Origin of the sequence: Tamlana sp. 2_MG-2023 (assembly GCF_030548465.1) — a bacterium.
Classification (GTDB): Bacteria; Bacteroidota; Bacteroidia; order Flavobacteriales; family Flavobacteriaceae; genus Pseudotamlana.
This window is the reverse complement of the sequence record NZ_JAUOSF010000002.1, coordinates 386,746-403,450: the sequence shown is the minus strand read 5'-3', so window position 1 is coordinate 403,450 and position 16,705 is coordinate 386,746. Positions and strand designations below refer to the sequence as shown.

General features: G+C 32.3%; 14 protein-coding genes. 3 read left to right on the top strand and 11 right to left on the bottom strand.

Annotation, left to right across the window (positions count from 1 at the left end):
• Positions 1-8 precede the first annotated feature (8 nt).
• Positions 9-626: a YqaA family protein gene (locus Q4566_RS04845; protein WP_303418985.1), complete on the bottom strand. Its 618-nt coding sequence runs from the start codon at positions 624-626 to the stop codon at positions 9-11.
• 191 nt (positions 627-817) lie between these two features.
• On the opposite strand from Q4566_RS04845, the gene Q4566_RS04840 reads away from it, so the two are divergent.
• Complete coding sequence (locus Q4566_RS04840) at positions 818-2,017, top strand: porin (protein ID WP_303418982.1); 1,200 nt, start codon at positions 818-820, stop codon at positions 2,015-2,017.
• 678 nt (positions 2,018-2,695) lie between these two features.
• On the opposite strand, the gene Q4566_RS04835 is transcribed toward Q4566_RS04840, so the two are convergent.
• The 9 genes from Q4566_RS04835 to Q4566_RS04795 all read right to left on the bottom strand — a co-directional run bounded on the left by Q4566_RS04835 (position 2,696) and on the right by Q4566_RS04795 (position 13,209).
• Positions 2,696-5,851 (bottom strand): P-loop NTPase fold protein, encoded by a 3,156-nt coding sequence (locus Q4566_RS04835; protein ID WP_303418980.1) that lies wholly within the window; start codon positions 5,849-5,851, stop codon positions 2,696-2,698.
• Between the two features lie 566 nt (positions 5,852-6,417).
• Positions 6,418-7,545 (bottom strand): alkene reductase, encoded by a 1,128-nt coding sequence (locus Q4566_RS04830; RefSeq protein ID WP_303419266.1) that lies wholly within the window; start codon positions 7,543-7,545, stop codon positions 6,418-6,420.
• Positions 7,546-7,751: 206 nt separating this feature from the next.
• Positions 7,752-8,189 carry a hypothetical protein gene (locus Q4566_RS04825; RefSeq protein ID WP_303418978.1) on the bottom strand — a complete coding sequence of 146 codons (438 nt, stop codon included), beginning with the start codon at positions 8,187-8,189 and terminating at the stop codon, positions 7,752-7,754.
• Positions 8,179-9,447 (bottom strand): ABC transporter permease, encoded by a 1,269-nt coding sequence (locus Q4566_RS04820; protein WP_303418976.1) that lies wholly within the window; start codon positions 9,445-9,447, stop codon positions 8,179-8,181. The genes Q4566_RS04825 and Q4566_RS04820 overlap by 11 nt, the downstream gene beginning before the upstream one ends.
• A complete protein-coding gene (locus Q4566_RS04815; RefSeq protein WP_303418974.1) occupies positions 9,444-10,073 on the bottom strand; it encodes an ABC transporter ATP-binding protein in 630 nt (209 codons plus the stop codon). The genes Q4566_RS04820 and Q4566_RS04815 overlap by 4 nt, the downstream gene beginning before the upstream one ends.
• A gap of 47 nt (positions 10,074-10,120) precedes the next feature.
• A complete protein-coding gene (locus Q4566_RS04810) occupies positions 10,121-11,029 on the bottom strand; it encodes a GTP-binding protein (protein WP_303418971.1) in 909 nt (302 codons plus the stop codon).
• 126 nt (positions 11,030-11,155) lie between these two features.
• Complete coding sequence (locus tag Q4566_RS04805; RefSeq protein ID WP_303418969.1) at positions 11,156-12,121, bottom strand: DUF4625 domain-containing protein; 966 nt, start codon at positions 12,119-12,121, stop codon at positions 11,156-11,158.
• A gap of 25 nt (positions 12,122-12,146) precedes the next feature.
• Positions 12,147-12,812 carry a GTP cyclohydrolase I FolE gene (folE, locus tag Q4566_RS04800; RefSeq protein WP_303418966.1) on the bottom strand — a complete coding sequence of 222 codons (666 nt, stop codon included), beginning with the start codon at positions 12,810-12,812 and terminating at the stop codon, positions 12,147-12,149.
• Positions 12,802-13,209: a MerC domain-containing protein gene (locus tag Q4566_RS04795; protein WP_303418964.1), complete on the bottom strand. Its 408-nt coding sequence runs from the start codon at positions 13,207-13,209 to the stop codon at positions 12,802-12,804. The genes folE and Q4566_RS04795 overlap by 11 nt, the downstream gene beginning before the upstream one ends.
• A 120-nt stretch (positions 13,210-13,329) precedes the next feature.
• Here Q4566_RS04795 and Q4566_RS04790 point away from each other — a divergent pair, with 120 nt between their 5' ends.
• The gene (locus Q4566_RS04790; protein WP_303418961.1) at positions 13,330-13,710 is read left to right on the top strand and encodes a Fur family transcriptional regulator; all 381 of its coding nucleotides are present in this window, start codon (positions 13,330-13,332) and stop codon (positions 13,708-13,710) included.
• A gap of 27 nt (positions 13,711-13,737) precedes the next feature.
• Here Q4566_RS04790 and Q4566_RS04785 read toward each other — a convergent pair whose 3' ends face one another.
• A complete protein-coding gene (locus Q4566_RS04785) occupies positions 13,738-14,943 on the bottom strand; it encodes a DUF4350 domain-containing protein (RefSeq protein ID WP_303418959.1) in 1,206 nt (401 codons plus the stop codon).
• A gap of 324 nt (positions 14,944-15,267) precedes the next feature.
• Between Q4566_RS04785 and Q4566_RS04780 the strand changes: the two genes are divergently transcribed.
• Positions 15,268-16,560, top strand: coding sequence for an Ig-like domain-containing protein (locus tag Q4566_RS04780; protein WP_303418956.1), 1,293 nt, complete (start codon positions 15,268-15,270; stop codon positions 16,558-16,560).
• The last annotated feature ends 145 nt before the right edge of the window (positions 16,561-16,705 follow it).

Below are 16,705 nucleotides of genomic sequence, written 5' to 3'. Positions count from 1 at the left end.
TAAAGGATTTACAGCGCATGAAAAATAACCAATCCGTAAATTACAAATCGTAATAAACGTAATGATCCGTAAAGCATCACGGCTCTAAAAGGAAACTTAATAATACCTGCCGCGATACAAGAAATTGAAAAGGGTAGTGGTAATAGGGCGCCAACTACGATTAGAAACCCTCCCCATTTTCTAGAGTTTTTCAGCTGTTTTTCCATTTTTTCTTCTAGGTAACGGTGTACCGACGGGATTTTAGTAATGGTACGTCCCATCCAATAGGCTAGAAGCCCTCCTGCATAAGATAAAACCGCTAACAGGCTTAAGAAAAACCACGGACTGTGCATTTTACCTGACCACGCAATAAAAATTTCTGGTGGAATAAGTCCGAGAAGTGTTTCAGAAACAAAGAAAAAACTCAATACACCCCAAGCAGGAAGTATTTCTGTCATTTCAGTTAATGCTTCATTAATATCAAAAAAATGATTTATAACATAAACCAAAACAACAACTCCAATAATGTAGGGCAAAGCCTTTTTAACAGCTTGCCACACAAAACTATAGAACCCCGTGTAGCTATAATACTGATGTAATAGCTCTAACCGTGATTTTTCGCTTTTAGATTTTTGACTGTCTTTCATGCTTAAAATTAAAGTGCAAATATACTGCTAACTCTAATAATTACATAAATTATAATGTTAGATTTATGCGTATTTTTTGTTAAAATATTTCAGTTTTCTTAATTAAAAATCAAATTTGAATATTTCGATCATTAAGTATAAATTTACAGTTAATTATAAGGTTTATGACTGCAAAATTTTCGGTACTTGGAATGAAGAATTTAATAATGTTTCTTTTAATTTTATTTGCGGGTAAGATTGTAGCACAGGAGATTAAAAAAGATTCTACAACAATGCCGAAAATCGATATAAAATATACCGATAAAGGCTTTCAATTTAAAACTTCAGATAACAAGCATTTACTGCATATAGAATCGCGTTTGCAATTTCGTTTTGCAACGCCTGGTGACCAAGATCCCTTAACATTTGATGATATTTATCCTACCAGTAATACGGTTTTTAAAATTAACCGAGCGCGTTTAAAAATTGGAGGTCATGCTTTTACGCCAGATTTAAAGTATTATTTTGAGTATGAGTTATCGCAATCTAATCTGTTGGATTTCAGGTTGATGTTTGAAAAATGGAAGGGTTTTAATATTAAAGTCGGACAATGGAAAACTTATTACAGCAGAGAGCGTGTGATTTCCTCAGGAAAACAACAAATGGTGGATCGTTCGATAATAAACAGGCCATTTACCTTGGATCGCCAGCAAGGTATTTCTTTTTACGGACGCCTTTTTGAGGAATCTCCAGCAGATTTAACCTATCATTTATCATTATTAACTGGAACGGGGCGTGGCTCGACTGAAAATGACGATAACAAACTCTTGTATGTAGGACGCTTACAGTGGAATTTCTTAGGAAGAGAAGTTTCTATGTCGGGATCAGATTTAGAACATGTTACAAAGCCTGAGGCATTAATTGCTTTTGCTGCAGCGACTAACACGAGTCCTTATACGCGATTTTCACAATCTGGTGGCGGACAATTAGAAGGTTTTCAAGATGGAGTTTCCGGTCAATACACCATAAATCAAGGCTTGATTGAAACGGCGTTTAAGTATAAAGGCTTTTCATGGCAAAGTGAGTTGCATCATAAAAGAATTTTTGATAACGTTAATGATGCAGAAACTGATTTGAGAGGTATGTATGTGCAAGCCGGTTATTTTTTCTCTAATATTTTTGGTTTCGTTCCAGAACCGTTGGAAGTTGCAGGACGATTCGGTTCATACAATCCGAATGTAGATTTTAAGAAAGACCTTGAAGAAGAATTTGGTTTAGCCTTTAACTGGTTTTTTAATGGTCATAGAAATAAACTCACTACAGAATTCACGTATTTTCAAATACAAGCAAGTAGCCATATAGAACCTTCTGACGGATGGCGTTTTAGAGTGCAGTGGGATATTTCGTTGTAGAATGATTTAAATGTGAAAATTAAATACTAGAGTGTGTGTTGAGAATTTCTATTTTACATAATATAAATTATAGTACAATTCACAGCAATACGCGTAATAGCCCTTTTTGGGGCTATTTGACATAATTGCAGATATAATGTCTTTAGACTTATATCGATAGTAATTATGTCAAGCTTATTGCGGGTTTCTTGAATGAGAAGTTTCTATAGCGTAATAGCGCTTTTAACGATATTGATATAATTATAGATTCTACTACACGTTAGTGTTTTATATCGATAATAATTTATGTCAAGCTTATTCCGCGGGTTACTTAAGAAAAATCATAAAAAACCATATTTTCATAATTTTGATATTCTGTATTAGGATAAAGAAATTATTTTTTAGACGATTCTCGTAAGCTTGCCACAAGAGCATAAATTTTAAAAAAATAAAATTCTATGCACTTGTTATATTTTGAGCTTCAATTAATCTTTTTTTAATGTTTCATTATAAAGTATTTTAAAAACTGATATTCAATCAATTCTTTAAAATAGTGTCTTGAAACAAAAGAAGCAAAAATTCAAGGCTGCATATAATTTTGGAAACAATTAACGGCTCATTTCTCCTATTGTTTTGGCCAAAATTTTATGAGGCCAAGTATAACATCGAGATTCTATTTTACATAATAAATTCGAATACTTACTCTTTTTCTTTATCGTCGGCCTTAGGTTTAGGGATTTTGATGCTTAGCGAATTTGCTAATTCCTCAATGATTTTAATAGTTCCTCTATCCTTAATTCCATTTATAAAATCACTTGATTCAGATTTTTTAACTTTATCAATTAAGGCTTTAATTTCCTTACTTTGAGATGCCATTAATTTAACACAATTTTCATCATCTAGGAATTCAGTTTTGAAAAGTGTTCTTAAAACATCAGCAGACCGGTCAACTAATGACCCATATTTAATTAATAATTCAATGAAGTTAATAAAGTGCTCTTTAGAGATATTATTATTCTTTATGAATAAATCTCTTAAATCTTTAAATGTATTAACAAGGTTTGTTCCTGAATCTTCAAAACTTGCAGTTAAAGGTAAAATTTTATCCAAATTTTCATTATCAGAATCGCTCACTATTTGAACTAATTTGCTTTTAAATTTCTCGAGAGCAAAACTATTCCAATCTTTAAATTCAATAATCTGCAATATTTCAATTTGTTTACCACTTAAATTTTCAAATGCTGCAGACCAATCTTCGGCATTAGCATTTTTGAAATGTTTAATAAAAATTTGAATAATTTGATTAGCTATTATTGAATTACTTTCTTTTGCTGCTCTATAAAATTCAATACTTAAACCAAATGCAAATTCAAAATCATATTCTTCAAGTTTATGTTTATCAATTTCTCGAAATAATGTTTCAGTTTCAATTTCGTTTGCATTGCATATATCAATTAGTTTTTTAATTATCATTTTACTATCAAAAATTCTGTTTTCATTATTCTTGCTTAGTATCAAAGGAATAATGGCTTTAATCAGGTTGTTTTGAAAACGAATTGAATTTATTAGTAAATCTTTTAGACTAATATAGTGTTCAATCTTATCAGAAACTTTTTTGTGAAATTCAGTATCCTCAGAGTCTAAGGCTTTATTGTAAACTGCAGCATAACTAGGATGACTTGAAGAATTAAATAATATCCTCATACATGCCAAATCACTATAGAAGTCATCCCCTATTTTTGCCCCATTCATTAATGTATAAACTTGTGCGTCCGTTAATATGTTTGGAATAGGTTCATTAGATGTTGCCTTTAAAAGTCTATAGATTTCTTTTAAAATATTTGAGTTAGCAGCATTACTTGGTACAAATGTTTTTAATAATTCGTGGAATTTTGAGAATTCTGTTTTATTTTTAAGATGATTAATAAAATTTGCTTCATCTAAATTAGTTACGGTAATTGATGTTAGATACTTTTCTATGTTTGCTTTTAAACAATTAATTTTGTATTTCTCAAACTTGCCTTCTTTTTTATCAATTAATAACTTTAACTGTTCAATAGTTACGCTTTTAACTTTCAAATGAGAAAAAACATCAACGTCAATATTTTTTTCTTTGCTAAAGTTATCTAACTTATCGATACTTTCGGAAAAATTTGCTGTGTTAAATGCCTCATCAGAAGTATATAATTGATTAACAATTATTTTTAACCAATTTGATTTATGCTCATCATTTATTTTATCCAACAATGTAAATTTATAGTCTTCTAACTCACCTGGAATAAATTTTGAGCTGTCTATTTTTAAATAAATATCGTTCCAAATATCTTGTAGTTCTAATTCAGAAATTAATGAGTCATCATCAATAAATTTTAAAGTTTCAATTGGTTTATTAAAATCTTCAATATCATCAATAATTGGTTTCAATATTCTACTGAAAACTTTAGTCTTTGAAAGCTCTTTTAATATTACTTCATCACCATTTGCTAAACTATCTTTTAATTGTTTTCTATAAACTATTTCTAACGAGTTATCGGGTTCAATTTGATATGCAAGTGCAGTAATGTATTTCTGAAAATCTCCATCATCGATAAAAAGATACTCCATGCCTTTTAGATAACTCAAGTCAGTCACAGCTTTTAACGGGTTTTGAATAATTTCCTCTTCGTTCAAAACAAATACTGCAATATATCTGTCAGGAATAGAATCATCTAATAATTTTATAGAAACAACTTCATTGATAAAAGCTATTATTTCTCTTGGAGTAATATCAGGTCTGAAAATTTCATACGCTTGTTCTGTTTTTATATATTCGGTCTCATTAAAATCTAGGAAAGCCGTTTTCCAATTATCTTTAAAGAAAACTTTCCAGCTAGATAATATTGGTGGAGCTACTCTATAAACTATATCAAACGTCTTATTAATGTAATCATTTGCATAATCCTTTGCTTCACCATTTAAATCCTTAAACGCATTTTTTATATGTATTCTATCAAATGGAATAATTATTTTAATGTTTTCATATTCTGTCTCTGCAAAGAAAACGTGTATTACAGACCAAATACTTAGTATATGTTTTTTAGGTAGCCTATCAAAATTATCGAATACGAGTACTAATTTATTACCCTTTAAATCTTTATCAATATCTTTCATCCATTTTCGGAATTCTCTAACAGATGGTTGGTTTTCCGAAATTGTTTCAATCTTGGTTTCTTCTTCTTGCTTATTTGTATATACTTGGAAAGTTTGTTCCATAGCAATTTTAAAAGAAGACCATTTTTCATTTCTAACAAAAAGATGATATCCAACTTTCCAAAAATAAATAATAACTACGAGTAAAATAGGAAGTAAGATTACAAGAATTCTCCACCAATCTTTTTCTAAACTTTCAAAACCATTACTTTTTCTAATAAAAGTGTTTATTGTAGGTATATAAATAATCGCTAATAGTGAAAGAATAAACCCAACACTTAAATAAGGTCTATTTATTGTGGTTACTTCTTTTTCTTTAGCTAAAAGCTTTTTTAATTTATCTTTCCATTCATTTTTATTTGCAACTAGAGGTTTTTTCGTATCTGTAATAAAGTCTGTTAACTCAACTAAGATTGCTTTTCTTTGTTCATCTTCTTGATGTCCCCAAACATCATATACAAAGAATTTATGGTTAGGTAATTGGTCATCTACTATTTTTACCAAATTACTTTTTCCTGTTCCCCAACCACCATCAATTCCAATAACCTTAAATTTATTATCTTTGACAATATCAATTATAACATTTGCTATTCTTTCTTGAGACTTTCCTTCAAATAAATCTTTTCCAATAGGTTTATTATCTATAAAATTATATTTAACACTCATTTTAATATTCTTGTTTCGTTCTAAAAAGAACTTTGTTTAAATTACCAGTTTATTCATCTTTTTAATAAACACTAAATATGTACAAATTAATACTTCAAAGGGAGAGTTTAAATCTACAAAATATTGTAGGAATTATTGTGAGGGAAAATCGTAAAGTAAAACAAAGTTTTTAACATTTATAAACCATTCCACACACATTACGCTTCCCTCCTGGGTCGTCGCCTAAAAAGTGTTCCATTAACATTGCAGAAGAAACTTTTAGAATAAATTTTTATAGAAACAGTAGTAACAACTTTCGCTTTTAACCAAAGCTCAAGTTATCCCGAAAAAAGTTCGGGACAGGCTATAACCCAAAACTTTATAGTATAATTCACAATTATAAGCATAATAGCCCTTTACATAATTGCAGATACAACGTCGCAGACATATATTATAGTGATTATGTCAAGCATATTCATTGTGAGAACTTTATAAAAAACCTAGCGCATCAGCTCACAAAAAAGGCTAGATAAATTTAAGTGTAAATTATCTAGCCTTTTTTATTATGCTTAATTATACTCTACTTTTTAAACATCGCTACTCATACTATTAAGTTCTGGTGTTGCTCTAGGGTAATCGGTATATCCTTTGGCTCCTGGAACGTAAAAGGTATCTTCATCCCATTCAGCCATTTCTTTATTCAGTGTAAACCGTTCTACCAAATCTGGATTTGAAATATAGAGTTTAGCAAAGGCGACTAAATCTGCGTTTCCTTCTTCTATAATCGCATTACCTGAATCTTCGTCAAAACCTGCATTAATCATTAAGGTTCCGTTGTAAAGAGGTCTAAAGTGTTCTGCAATGTTTTCGACAGCATAAGATATATTAGAAACATCAGTGAAAGGTTCTGATAAGTGAATATATGCTAAATTATAATCGTTTAATCTTTTTATAATATACTCAAATGTTGGTATGGTTTCATCGTCCATTTCCATTCCAAAGGTGCCATGTAATGATGGGTTGAAACGTGCTCCAATCTTCTTTTCGGCTATTACTGATTTAATAGCATCTAAAACTTCAAAGAAAAAACGGGCTCTATTTTCAATGCTTCCACCATATTCATCGGTGCGTTTATTGGAGGTTTTATTAAAAAATTGATGGAATAAATAACCGTTTGAAGAATGAATTTCAACACCATCAAAATTTGCTTCTACCGCATTTAAAGCGGCATTTTTAAAATCTTCAATGGTTTGTTTGATGTCTTCTTTGGTCATTTCCTTTGGTGTCACCGTTTTTTTCATGCCATCAGGTGTAAAAACATCTGTATCAGCATTAATAGCGGATGGCGCTACAGGTAGATTACCATCATGAAAATCGGGATGCGAAATTCGCCCAACATGCCATAGTTGAATAAATATTTTACCTCCTTTTTTATGAACACGTTCTGTCACTTTTTTCCAACCTTCAACTTGCTCTTTACTATAGATACCGGGTGTGTTTATATAGCCTACCGCTTGCTTTGATACCTGAGATCCTTCTGTAATAATTAATCCTGCAGACGCTCTTTGTTCATAATACAAACCATGTAAATCGTCTGTAGGAACGTTGCCTTCATTGTTGGCTCGGCTTCTAGTCATTGGTGCCATGACCACTCTATTTGTTAAGGGTAAGTCTTTTATATTATTAAAATTCTGTAGTAAATATTCTTTTGTCATCATCTTCATTTTTCTTTTATTGTATTTTAAGCTTGCTAATTGTTTAACAGCTTCTGAAATTTTCTGACATAAAATTAATTCTAAATAAGTGTAACGCTTTGTTGATACCATTATGATGTGAACTCATATGAAAAGAGTCCAACTTTTAAGCCAAGCCTAGTTATCGCTAATGAAGTGCCGCATCAAGTGAGGCATAACGTAGCGCATCACTCCACTAACCGCCCTACACACTCAGTCAAAATATAATTAAAATGTTCAACATCATCTTTGTTGAGTTTTAAGATTCCCGTGATGCTCACAACGTCATCTGTTTTAAAGTTGGGTTTGGTTTTAAACTGAAGTTCCATAGCGGTTTCAGGACCACCTACCCCACAGAAAAAGCATGAAGCCATGGGGCCTTTAGATAAAATAAATAACTGCCCATTAGGGTCTACATCTAAAAAATATCCTGAAATAGTGACTTTTTTACCTGATAATGACTTCATAGTTGTTGAAAAGGCTGGGTACAAAAAATAATCATCGTAAGAAGGAAAAAATTTCTCGGTATAAGTCACTTCTGCCAAATGCTCCCAAGTAATTTTTTCTTGGCTATAGCTTAGGAAAAAAGCTAAACACGTGATTGTGAGTAAGATTTTATTTTTCATGACTTAAAATTGTTGAGATGTTCATTTTTAATATGGGATATATGGCCAATAAAACAGAAACCGCGGTAATAATAAACACTAAAAGGCCAACTTGCAGCACTTCTTGATGGGGCAATTCTTGAAGCATATACACTTTATCGCTGGCATCCATCACTTTAAAAACATATTTAAAGCCTACTTTCACGAACACAAAACCTATCGCAAATGCGGCTAAAGCTATTGTAAAACCTTCATAAGCCACAATTTTTATCAATTGAAAATGACTGGCGCCATAGGTTCTTAAAATGGCCAAATCGAAAGTACGTTCTTTTACCATTTTGTACAAGCTGGTGAACATGATAATCCCTGAAATGATAAGAATAAGATAAGCGATAATGCTGATTGTTTTAAAACCGACACCTGTAAATTCATACAATCTGTTCAATTCAAATTTCGGCATGGCCGCTTGCATGTTGGTTTGTTGATTAATTTTTCTAGGCAAGGTTAAAAAAGCAGTCGGACTTCTAAAGGAAACCAATAAAGACGTTATTTCTTTGTCTTCGTCTAAATGATCGTCTACATGATTATTTTCGTTATGATGAACATGATCATCTTCGTGCTCATGTTCATCATGTTTTCCATGAGTACCATCATTATGAGTATCATGATCATGAACATCCCAAATACTCTGTAAACTGGTAATTATTAAGCGGTCTATAACTTTTTGTGTGGGTTTTAAGATGCCAACAACCGTTAATTCATCATCATGTATGTCTTCAGTATTTTCCGCTAAGCCATGAGAACTTAAAAACTTATCACCGATTTTAAGTCCCAATTGTTCCGCAACAGTACTACCTAAAACCACTTCCATAGGATTTTCAAAAGGTAGCCCCTGCTCTATTTCTGCATGATAAAGGTTTGGAAAAGCTTTGGTAGTGCCTACAATTCTAAAGCCTTTATAATTATCACCATAGGAAATAGGTATAGCCAATTTAATCAAAGGGTTTTTACTGGCTTTTTTGGCGTCATGATATGAGATGTTTCCGGTTGGATTATCCAAATGAAGTATCGATGCTAAAACCAATTGCAGCGGACTCCCTTTAGCGCCAATGACCATATCAATGTCACCTAAATTATTTTCCATTTGGTATTCAAAAGAATTTTTCAATTGTTGAATACCTAAAAGCAGAATGATACTTAGTGCTAAAATAACAACGCTTAAAACCGTATAAAGTGGCTTAGATTTAATGTTTTGTATGCTAATTTTCCAAAGATTCATAAAATGATGTGGTTTTGGAAGCATGATTTTACTCTATAATCGTGCGTGATTACTATTAAATTGGCTTTTGTTCTTTCAGCTTGTTCTATGAGGAGTTTCATAACAATATCACAATTTTCATCGTCCAAACTAGAAGTGGGTTCATCAGCCAAAATCACTTGAGGTTCATGTATCACAGCAGATGCAATGCCTAAGCGTTGTAGCTGACCTTCACTAAGCGCTGTGACTTTACTATGTTTAAAATCGTATAAATCCAGTTGTTTTAGCAAGTCTTCAATGGCTGTATTTTTAACCTTTTTTTTACTGAAATAAAGACGTGTTTGCAAATTTTGTAGCACGTTTAAAGACCCTATCGCGTGTTTTTTCTGAAAAACCAAACCTATATTTTCTCCTCTAAATTTGTCTAATTGATTGTTAGATAATTTATGAAGGTCCGTGTCATTTATGATAACGTTGCCTTCGGTAGGTTTTAATAAACCAGCTAAGAGGTGTAAAAGTGTTGTTTTACCAATCCCCGATTTCCCTAGAATAAGCAGGTTTTCTTGTTCGTTTAAGGTGATATTAGGAAAACTAAACAGGTTTCCTTTTTTTTCATATTGAAATGTAAGATGGTTACTGTATATCATTTTTAATTTTATTAAATAAACAACTTCCCTAGGTTATTACCAACAACTCAATCCTTCAATATAGCTTTAATAACTTTTTCTAGAGCAAAAGGTTCGCTACCTGGTCCAATAGTTAGAAGTTTAGAGCCTGTTATTGGTATGCCTCTAAAAGGCCTCACGTGAACCTCGCCATCTGGCTTACGTTCAAAATAGGTGTAATTGTCTTCTGAAGTGATTTTTGTACAGCCTTTGACTCTCAAAATACTTTTTGGTAATGCCTTACAAATTCTGTGTATACTATCCTTGTTAGGTAAGTTTGGTAAATCGACCGAACATGATGCCCAATGTGCTTTTTGATGGTCTAACCTTTGAGAGCTGTTTTTAGAAGGTAGTAATTCTGGAAGCAATAAAACATCTAAGTCATTCATAGGAATGATTTTCACTGTCGGATTTAGTGTTTTTAACGCCTTAATTACTTCAGTTTTTCTAACTTCGGAAAGGTTTTCGAGATGTGTTAAAACCAGTAATGAAGACACTTGAATTTGATTAGCTTCCAATTCATTATGTTCCCCACGTTTTTGCCAGTTTTTAACATCAACAACCGAAATTTGAATGGGTGGTAAAAAGCGATCATTAAGTCCTACGCCAAGAAACTCCATTAACGAACAGGCATCTGATGTACCATTGGCCTCAATTAAAGTGATGCCATTTTCCCTTTTAGGAATTCGGTTTACCGTGTTTCTTAGTTCTAAGATGCCGCTGCAACAAATACAACTCCCACTTAAAGGCTTGATGCTATTCAACCCAACCTGCTTTGCAAATTGTTGCGCATCCATATTGGCATTCTCATAATCATTAAGAATGACAAAGGGTTCCCAACCGTTTTTATTGAAGCTTTCTATGAGATATTTTAATAAGGTGGTTTTTCCTGCTCCTAAAAATCCAACAACGGTTATAATCGCTTCCGCATTTTTCATCTGAACTTTGTTGTTTTTATAAACTGACTTTATAGTATCAACATATTACTTTTCCTTATGAATATCGTAAAAAAAATGATGTATTAACCCTTTAAATTTGACAAACACCGTTTTTATTCAAAATGATTAAATTGATAATGCAACTTCTATATAATGAAACAAACTTATATTGTGTGTTGTATTTTTATAAATAAACCCTACATAATAATCTCCCGATTCCCATCCTTTAACATCTGAAATTTTATTTGGATTTGGTAAATTATTATCAACTGAAGCACCTATTAGTAATTTCGACAAATTAGGAAAATTAGGACGTTCAAAATTAATATTACTCCATCGATCTGTTTGCTCCAAATTAGTATGCTCAAATACATCTACAACTATTGATTTAGTAAAATCAATACTACTTATAGACTCAGGTCTATGATTATGTTTTTTATTAATTAATAATATATATATTTGTCCATCATCTTTTATTCCGCTAAGATTCACTGCTACATCGAGTGTTTCAGCATTATCTATGTAAACATTGTAATTGCCATATTCTTGAGTTTCCGGATCCCGGTAGCCCCCTAGAGTATGAATATACAAGACCCTGTAACTATCACTTCGTGCTGCAACTGTAAATTCTGTAAGTTTAGGGTCTACAGGCAAGTTTTCTGCCTTATAAATGGTAATGTTTCTTTTTTCTTCTAGTGTTGTCCCATTTTCATCGTTAACAATAATTGTAAAAGAATAATATCCTTCTACGGCATCTTCAGGAATGTCAAAATGTTTATGGATCGTGGCATTTTTCACGCCTTTATATTCATCCCAATTCAATTCAAAATTCCAAGGGCTGGCGTAACTTTCTCCTTCTATAGGTTCTATTTTTATTTGAGCCAAATCGATTTTATCACCTGCAATTATTTTTGCATTTAGGTGAAAATCACGACCTACGACGCCTATTTCATTATCATTTAACCCCACTTCTACATTAGAAATAATAGGTTTAATTGATACTATTTCTACGTCATCGCTGCTACAAGAAAAAAAGATTACAGTTATTAGAATTACAAATAAAAAGTGATTGGGTTTTAAATTACGTTTCATTAATGATTTGATTTTTATTTTTTTATTAAAATGTTAGTTGTCCTATTATTTTTAAGAATTCTTTTCTAGTAGAAGGTTTAGAAAAACAACCACCATATTCTAAAGTGGTTGTAAAACTATTTTTGTCTTTGATGCCTCTAGAGGATACACAAAGGTGTTTGGCGTTAATCATTACAATAACATCTTTTGTTTCTAATGTATTTTGTAAATCATTTAATATTTGAATGGCTAGGCGTTCTTGTACTTGCGGACGATGAGAATAATAATCAACCAAACGATTAATTTTAGACAAACCAATAACTTTTTTGGTTGGAATATACCCAATGTGAGCATGACCTACAATGGGTAAAAAATGATGTTCGCAAGCAGAATCTATTGTAATGTTCTGCTCAATCAACATTTTTTTATAACCATATTTATTATCAAAAGTGGAAAGTTTTGGCTTGTTAGCCGGATTTAGCCCATAAAACAACTCCTTTACATACATTTTAGCAAAACGATATGGTGTTCCAGATAGGCTGTCATCGGTTAAATCCAGCCCCATTTCTTCCATTATCATTTTAAAATGATATTGTATGTTCTTTATTTTTTCATTGTCTGATTTATCAAAAGCATCAGCGCGCAAAGGTGTTTCTATATTTGTAGAAAAGTGATTATCACCCTCAATCTGGATTTGTTCTTTATCCTTCATTTACACAGCATTTATCTGATTGACATTGGCAATATTTTCTGTTGTATAAATGTAAGGTTATAAGGGCGATAGCAGGTAAATATATTATTTGTTCAACTAAATGAAACCAAGCCATTTTTTCATTTAGTATGACCATGAATAAGGCCAGTAAGCTTAACCATAGTGCTGTTTTCATCCAATTTTTAGAGGTAGTTTGTGTAGAACGATATACCGCAAAAAAAGAAATGATTAGGAAAAAATAATCTATAAGACCCCACCAAGTTGGAGTGTTTTCATGGGAACAAGCAACAGCACAACTTTGTGCTATAAAAATAACTGGAGTGGCTACACAATGGATTAAGCAAAGTGCGCTCGCTATAGCACCTATACTATCTGATTTTTGTTTTAATACGATCATTATTTTATTTAATACAACTGAGTTGCAAATATAGTATTAATAATCATTGTTGCAACTTAGTTGCGTTAAATTTGAAGGTGTATTTTTGCTAATACAGAACAGCAACATTATCTTTGCACTATGGGTGTTTTAAGAAAAACAAAATCGGTAGAGGTCGTACTCCATGAATTTAGTAAAGATTCAAGTGCTATATCTGTTATTACTTTGGTAGAACGACTTCAATTAGATATGAATAAAACTACGGTTTATCGTATTTTGAACAAACTTGAAGACGACGGTATTGTGCACTCCTTTTTAGGTAAAAATGGCCATAAATGGTATGCAAAATGTCACAATTGCTCATCAGCTGTTCATAAGGATGTTCATCCTCATTTTCAATGCATAAGCTGTGGTAAAGTCGAATGTTTAGAAATTAATGTTCCTATTCCTGATATTCCTAATCGAAAAGTAGAGGTTTCTCAAATATTGCTTCAAGGTAAGTGTGAAGCTTGTTATGATTAGTTTAAAATCACAGAATAGCTTCCTTAATTATTCGGTTTTATTTATGGTTATTCTTTTGGTAATCTTAAATTCCCCATCGCTAATGATGGCCATAAATAAATAAGTTCCTTTTTCAGATAATGTCACCACAGGAGTTTTTGTGTTTGGGTTGTTGTTTTCAAAAGTGACTTTTGGACCTTTCTTTACAACCCAGGTAATCTCTGGATATATATTATCTGTATCGCTATCCTCAATATCGGCAATAAAACTTACTGTGTTTTTGGAATCATAATCTGTTTGAACACTAACTTTAGGAGGTAAATTGATTCCTGTTTTTTTGGATGTATCTTTTTTAGGGATTCTGGAGTTATCTTCAATTCCAGCTGCCCATAAGACCATGCGTTGTGCAAATTCTTTATTATCTGAATGTGTTATTTGGCTGCCATCACCGGCATTCCACATCATGTTTCTATCAAACAAACCTAAAGCCCTTCCTTTCTTAATAGTTGCAATTGCAAGCGTAACATCGGTTTCTGGATTAAAAACGCCATCTACTTTATTTACTCGTAATTGTCCGCCTAAACCATGGTCCTGTGCTTTTGCCAGAACGATTGCGGGCGGACTAACCCGTACAAAACTAACCCCTTCCCCTCTAAAACGAACGCCACCATCTTTGTTGTTATTGTTGATAAAATGATCTTTCGTGTAGGTCGTAATTAAATAGTTTCCAGCGCCATTATCGGTTAAAAAATGCATACCAAAAGCTTCGGTAATTTGATTATCAGAATCTCTTCCCAAAGTATTCGCTAATCCAACATGCTCATAGTGACCACCAAAAGCACTATCCGACCAAGCTATGAGTCCGCCACCCTGTTCTACCCACTTATGAATGGAATTAATTTCTGTTTCAGAAAACTTTTTTTGATTAGAACCTAAGATAAGAACATCTACATTTTTTAAGAAGCTAGCATCAAAAGTTGTTGCTGCATCATAGACTTCGGTAATATGTAAACCTGTTTCTGCTATGGCAGTTTTAAATTGGCTCATGCCATACCTTCCTTTGTCGTTTAATCGCATTTGATGAAAAGGTTCGCTTTCACCTGAAGGAACTTTTCCTTTTGCAGAAATATCGCCATAAACATATACTACATTTTGAGCTGTTAGTGCTTGTCCTATTAAAAGCATTATAATGGCTAAAAGAGAATTAACCCTAAACTTATTCTTTCTACTTAATTGGTTACAAATACTTTTCATTTTTATTTTATGGTTTATGATAGGAAATAAAACAACTACACTTTTATTTGTGCCACCTAACAAATATATAAAATATAGAAAACCATAATAAGCTCTTAAAACAGCCAATAGCAGTTGGAATTCACACACATAAGGCTTCACCTCTACCTCTACAAGTGATAGTGCTCTATTTGCTTTATAGGCATTTGAGTAATTTGTTATAGATTCAAAAACATTTACTATACAGTTAAATTATTGTGTAGTTTAAGTCTAGTATTTGAGCTATAGGTAACAAGAATGTAGTAGTAATTTTGTAGCATATCGATTTTTAAAATATTTTAATAGATGATACACAAAAATAATTTAATACAATTTACGCGATTAGCATTGGTACTTAGCCTTAGTTTAAGTTTTTATAGTTGCATTGATTCTGATTCTGATTCAGAGTCAAATCCCGTAGATGGTAAACCCATGGCTTCAGATGATGCTTTAGAAGTGATACAAGATAGTGGGTCAGGCGCAGAGAACCAAATTGATGTTTCTGGAAATGACAATTTGGGTACCGATGGAGGAACCGATGATAATTACAGTTTATCTGAAGGCGCAACAAATGGTTCGGTTACTGAAATTTCAGATGGTACTTTTGAATATATACCAAATTCAGGTTTTTTTGGAGAAGATGCGTTTACATATGAATTAAGTGATGCTGATGGTGATACCGATACAGCAGTTGTAAAAATTACAGTTGTAAAAATTGAAGGCCCTACAGCCAAAGATTTTGAAAATATAAACCCTAATCACCCCTCTTTTGTTTCTATTGATGACACCACTCCTGAAGGTTATTCTTGGGTTAAATTAGAAGCTATGTCTGATGAGTTTGATGCTTGGGACTCTAGTAAGTGGTTTCATTCTGTATGGAATTATGGCGTTCCAGTATTCATGTCTAATTCGGCAGAAAACTCAGGTGTTACGGATGGTAATTTATGGATTAAAGCAAGCTTGAATGAAAATAACCCTGAAGGAAGGTGGTTTCAAACTGCTAGAATCCATTCTAAGGCAGAAACCAGTTACCCTATGTATACTGAAGCTAGAATAAAAACGGCTCATATTTCTGCTTATAATACCTTTTGGCTAAATAAAGGTGAAGGCGGTGGAGGCATCTTTAGAGATGAAATAGATGTTATCGAAAATAACTCAAAACCCTCATGTTCTGGTTGTTCTGCAGATGTTTTCCCTGAACAAATGAATTCTCAATATTTTCATGCAGACGATAATTTAGAACCTAAAGAAATTAGAAATAAAGGTAATTTCATGAGATCTGATTTATCTGAAGCAAATCCGTTAAGAAATGTGGGTTGGAATGAAGATTATCATACCTATGGTGTATGGTGGAAAGATGAAAGAAATATACAATTTTATCTAGACGGCGAACCCGCAGGTAGTGTGGTAGTTGGTGAAGATCAAGACGGAACTTATTATGAGGAAAGATTTTTTACCAGAGAATTGGAAATTATTTTCGATTTATGGACTAATGAAGCAACTTGGTTAGGAGGTCTTCCTCCAAAGTCAGATTTACAAGATAACACCATAAATACAATGAAGATTGATTGGGTAAGAACCTGGAAACTGGAAGAGTAATATTAAAGCGATTTGTTTAATAAAAAAGTGAGTTGGATTTAAAATCTAACTCACTTTTTTAGTTTTATGGAATTGTTAAATCCCTTTAGCTCTTACTTAATATTTTTACCAGAATACTGACATATTTTCAAAGCTTTTGTATGAT

Coding starts and splice junctions, on each gene's coding strand:
- Q4566_RS04845 (WP_303418985.1), bottom strand. CDS start 626: ATGAAAGACAGTCAAAAATCTAAAAGCGAAAAATCACGGTTAGAGCTA.
- Q4566_RS04840 (WP_303418982.1), top strand. CDS start 818: ATGAAGAATTTAATAATGTTTCTTTTAATTTTATTTGCGGGTAAGATT.
- Q4566_RS04835 (WP_303418980.1), bottom strand. CDS start 5,851: ATGAGTGTTAAATATAATTTTATAGATAATAAACCTATTGGAAAAGAT.
- Q4566_RS04830 (WP_303419266.1), bottom strand. CDS start 7,545: ATGACAAAAGAATATTTACTACAGAATTTTAATAATATAAAAGACTTA.
- Q4566_RS04825 (WP_303418978.1), bottom strand. CDS start 8,189: ATGAAAAATAAAATCTTACTCACAATCACGTGTTTAGCTTTTTTCCTA.
- Q4566_RS04820 (WP_303418976.1), bottom strand. CDS start 9,447: ATGAATCTTTGGAAAATTAGCATACAAAACATTAAATCTAAGCCACTT.
- Q4566_RS04815 (WP_303418974.1), bottom strand. CDS start 10,073: ATGATATACAGTAACCATCTTACATTTCAATATGAAAAAAAAGGAAAC.
- Q4566_RS04810 (WP_303418971.1), bottom strand. CDS start 11,029: ATGAAAAATGCGGAAGCGATTATAACCGTTGTTGGATTTTTAGGAGCA.
- Q4566_RS04805 (WP_303418969.1), bottom strand. CDS start 12,121: ATGAAACGTAATTTAAAACCCAATCACTTTTTATTTGTAATTCTAATA.
- folE (WP_303418966.1), bottom strand. CDS start 12,812: ATGAAGGATAAAGAACAAATCCAGATTGAGGGTGATAATCACTTTTCT.
- Q4566_RS04795 (WP_303418964.1), bottom strand. CDS start 13,209: ATGATCGTATTAAAACAAAAATCAGATAGTATAGGTGCTATAGCGAGC.
- Q4566_RS04790 (WP_303418961.1), top strand. CDS start 13,330: ATGGGTGTTTTAAGAAAAACAAAATCGGTAGAGGTCGTACTCCATGAA.
- Q4566_RS04785 (WP_303418959.1), bottom strand. CDS start 14,943: ATGAAAAGTATTTGTAACCAATTAAGTAGAAAGAATAAGTTTAGGGTT.
- Q4566_RS04780 (WP_303418956.1), top strand. CDS start 15,268: ATGATACACAAAAATAATTTAATACAATTTACGCGATTAGCATTGGTA.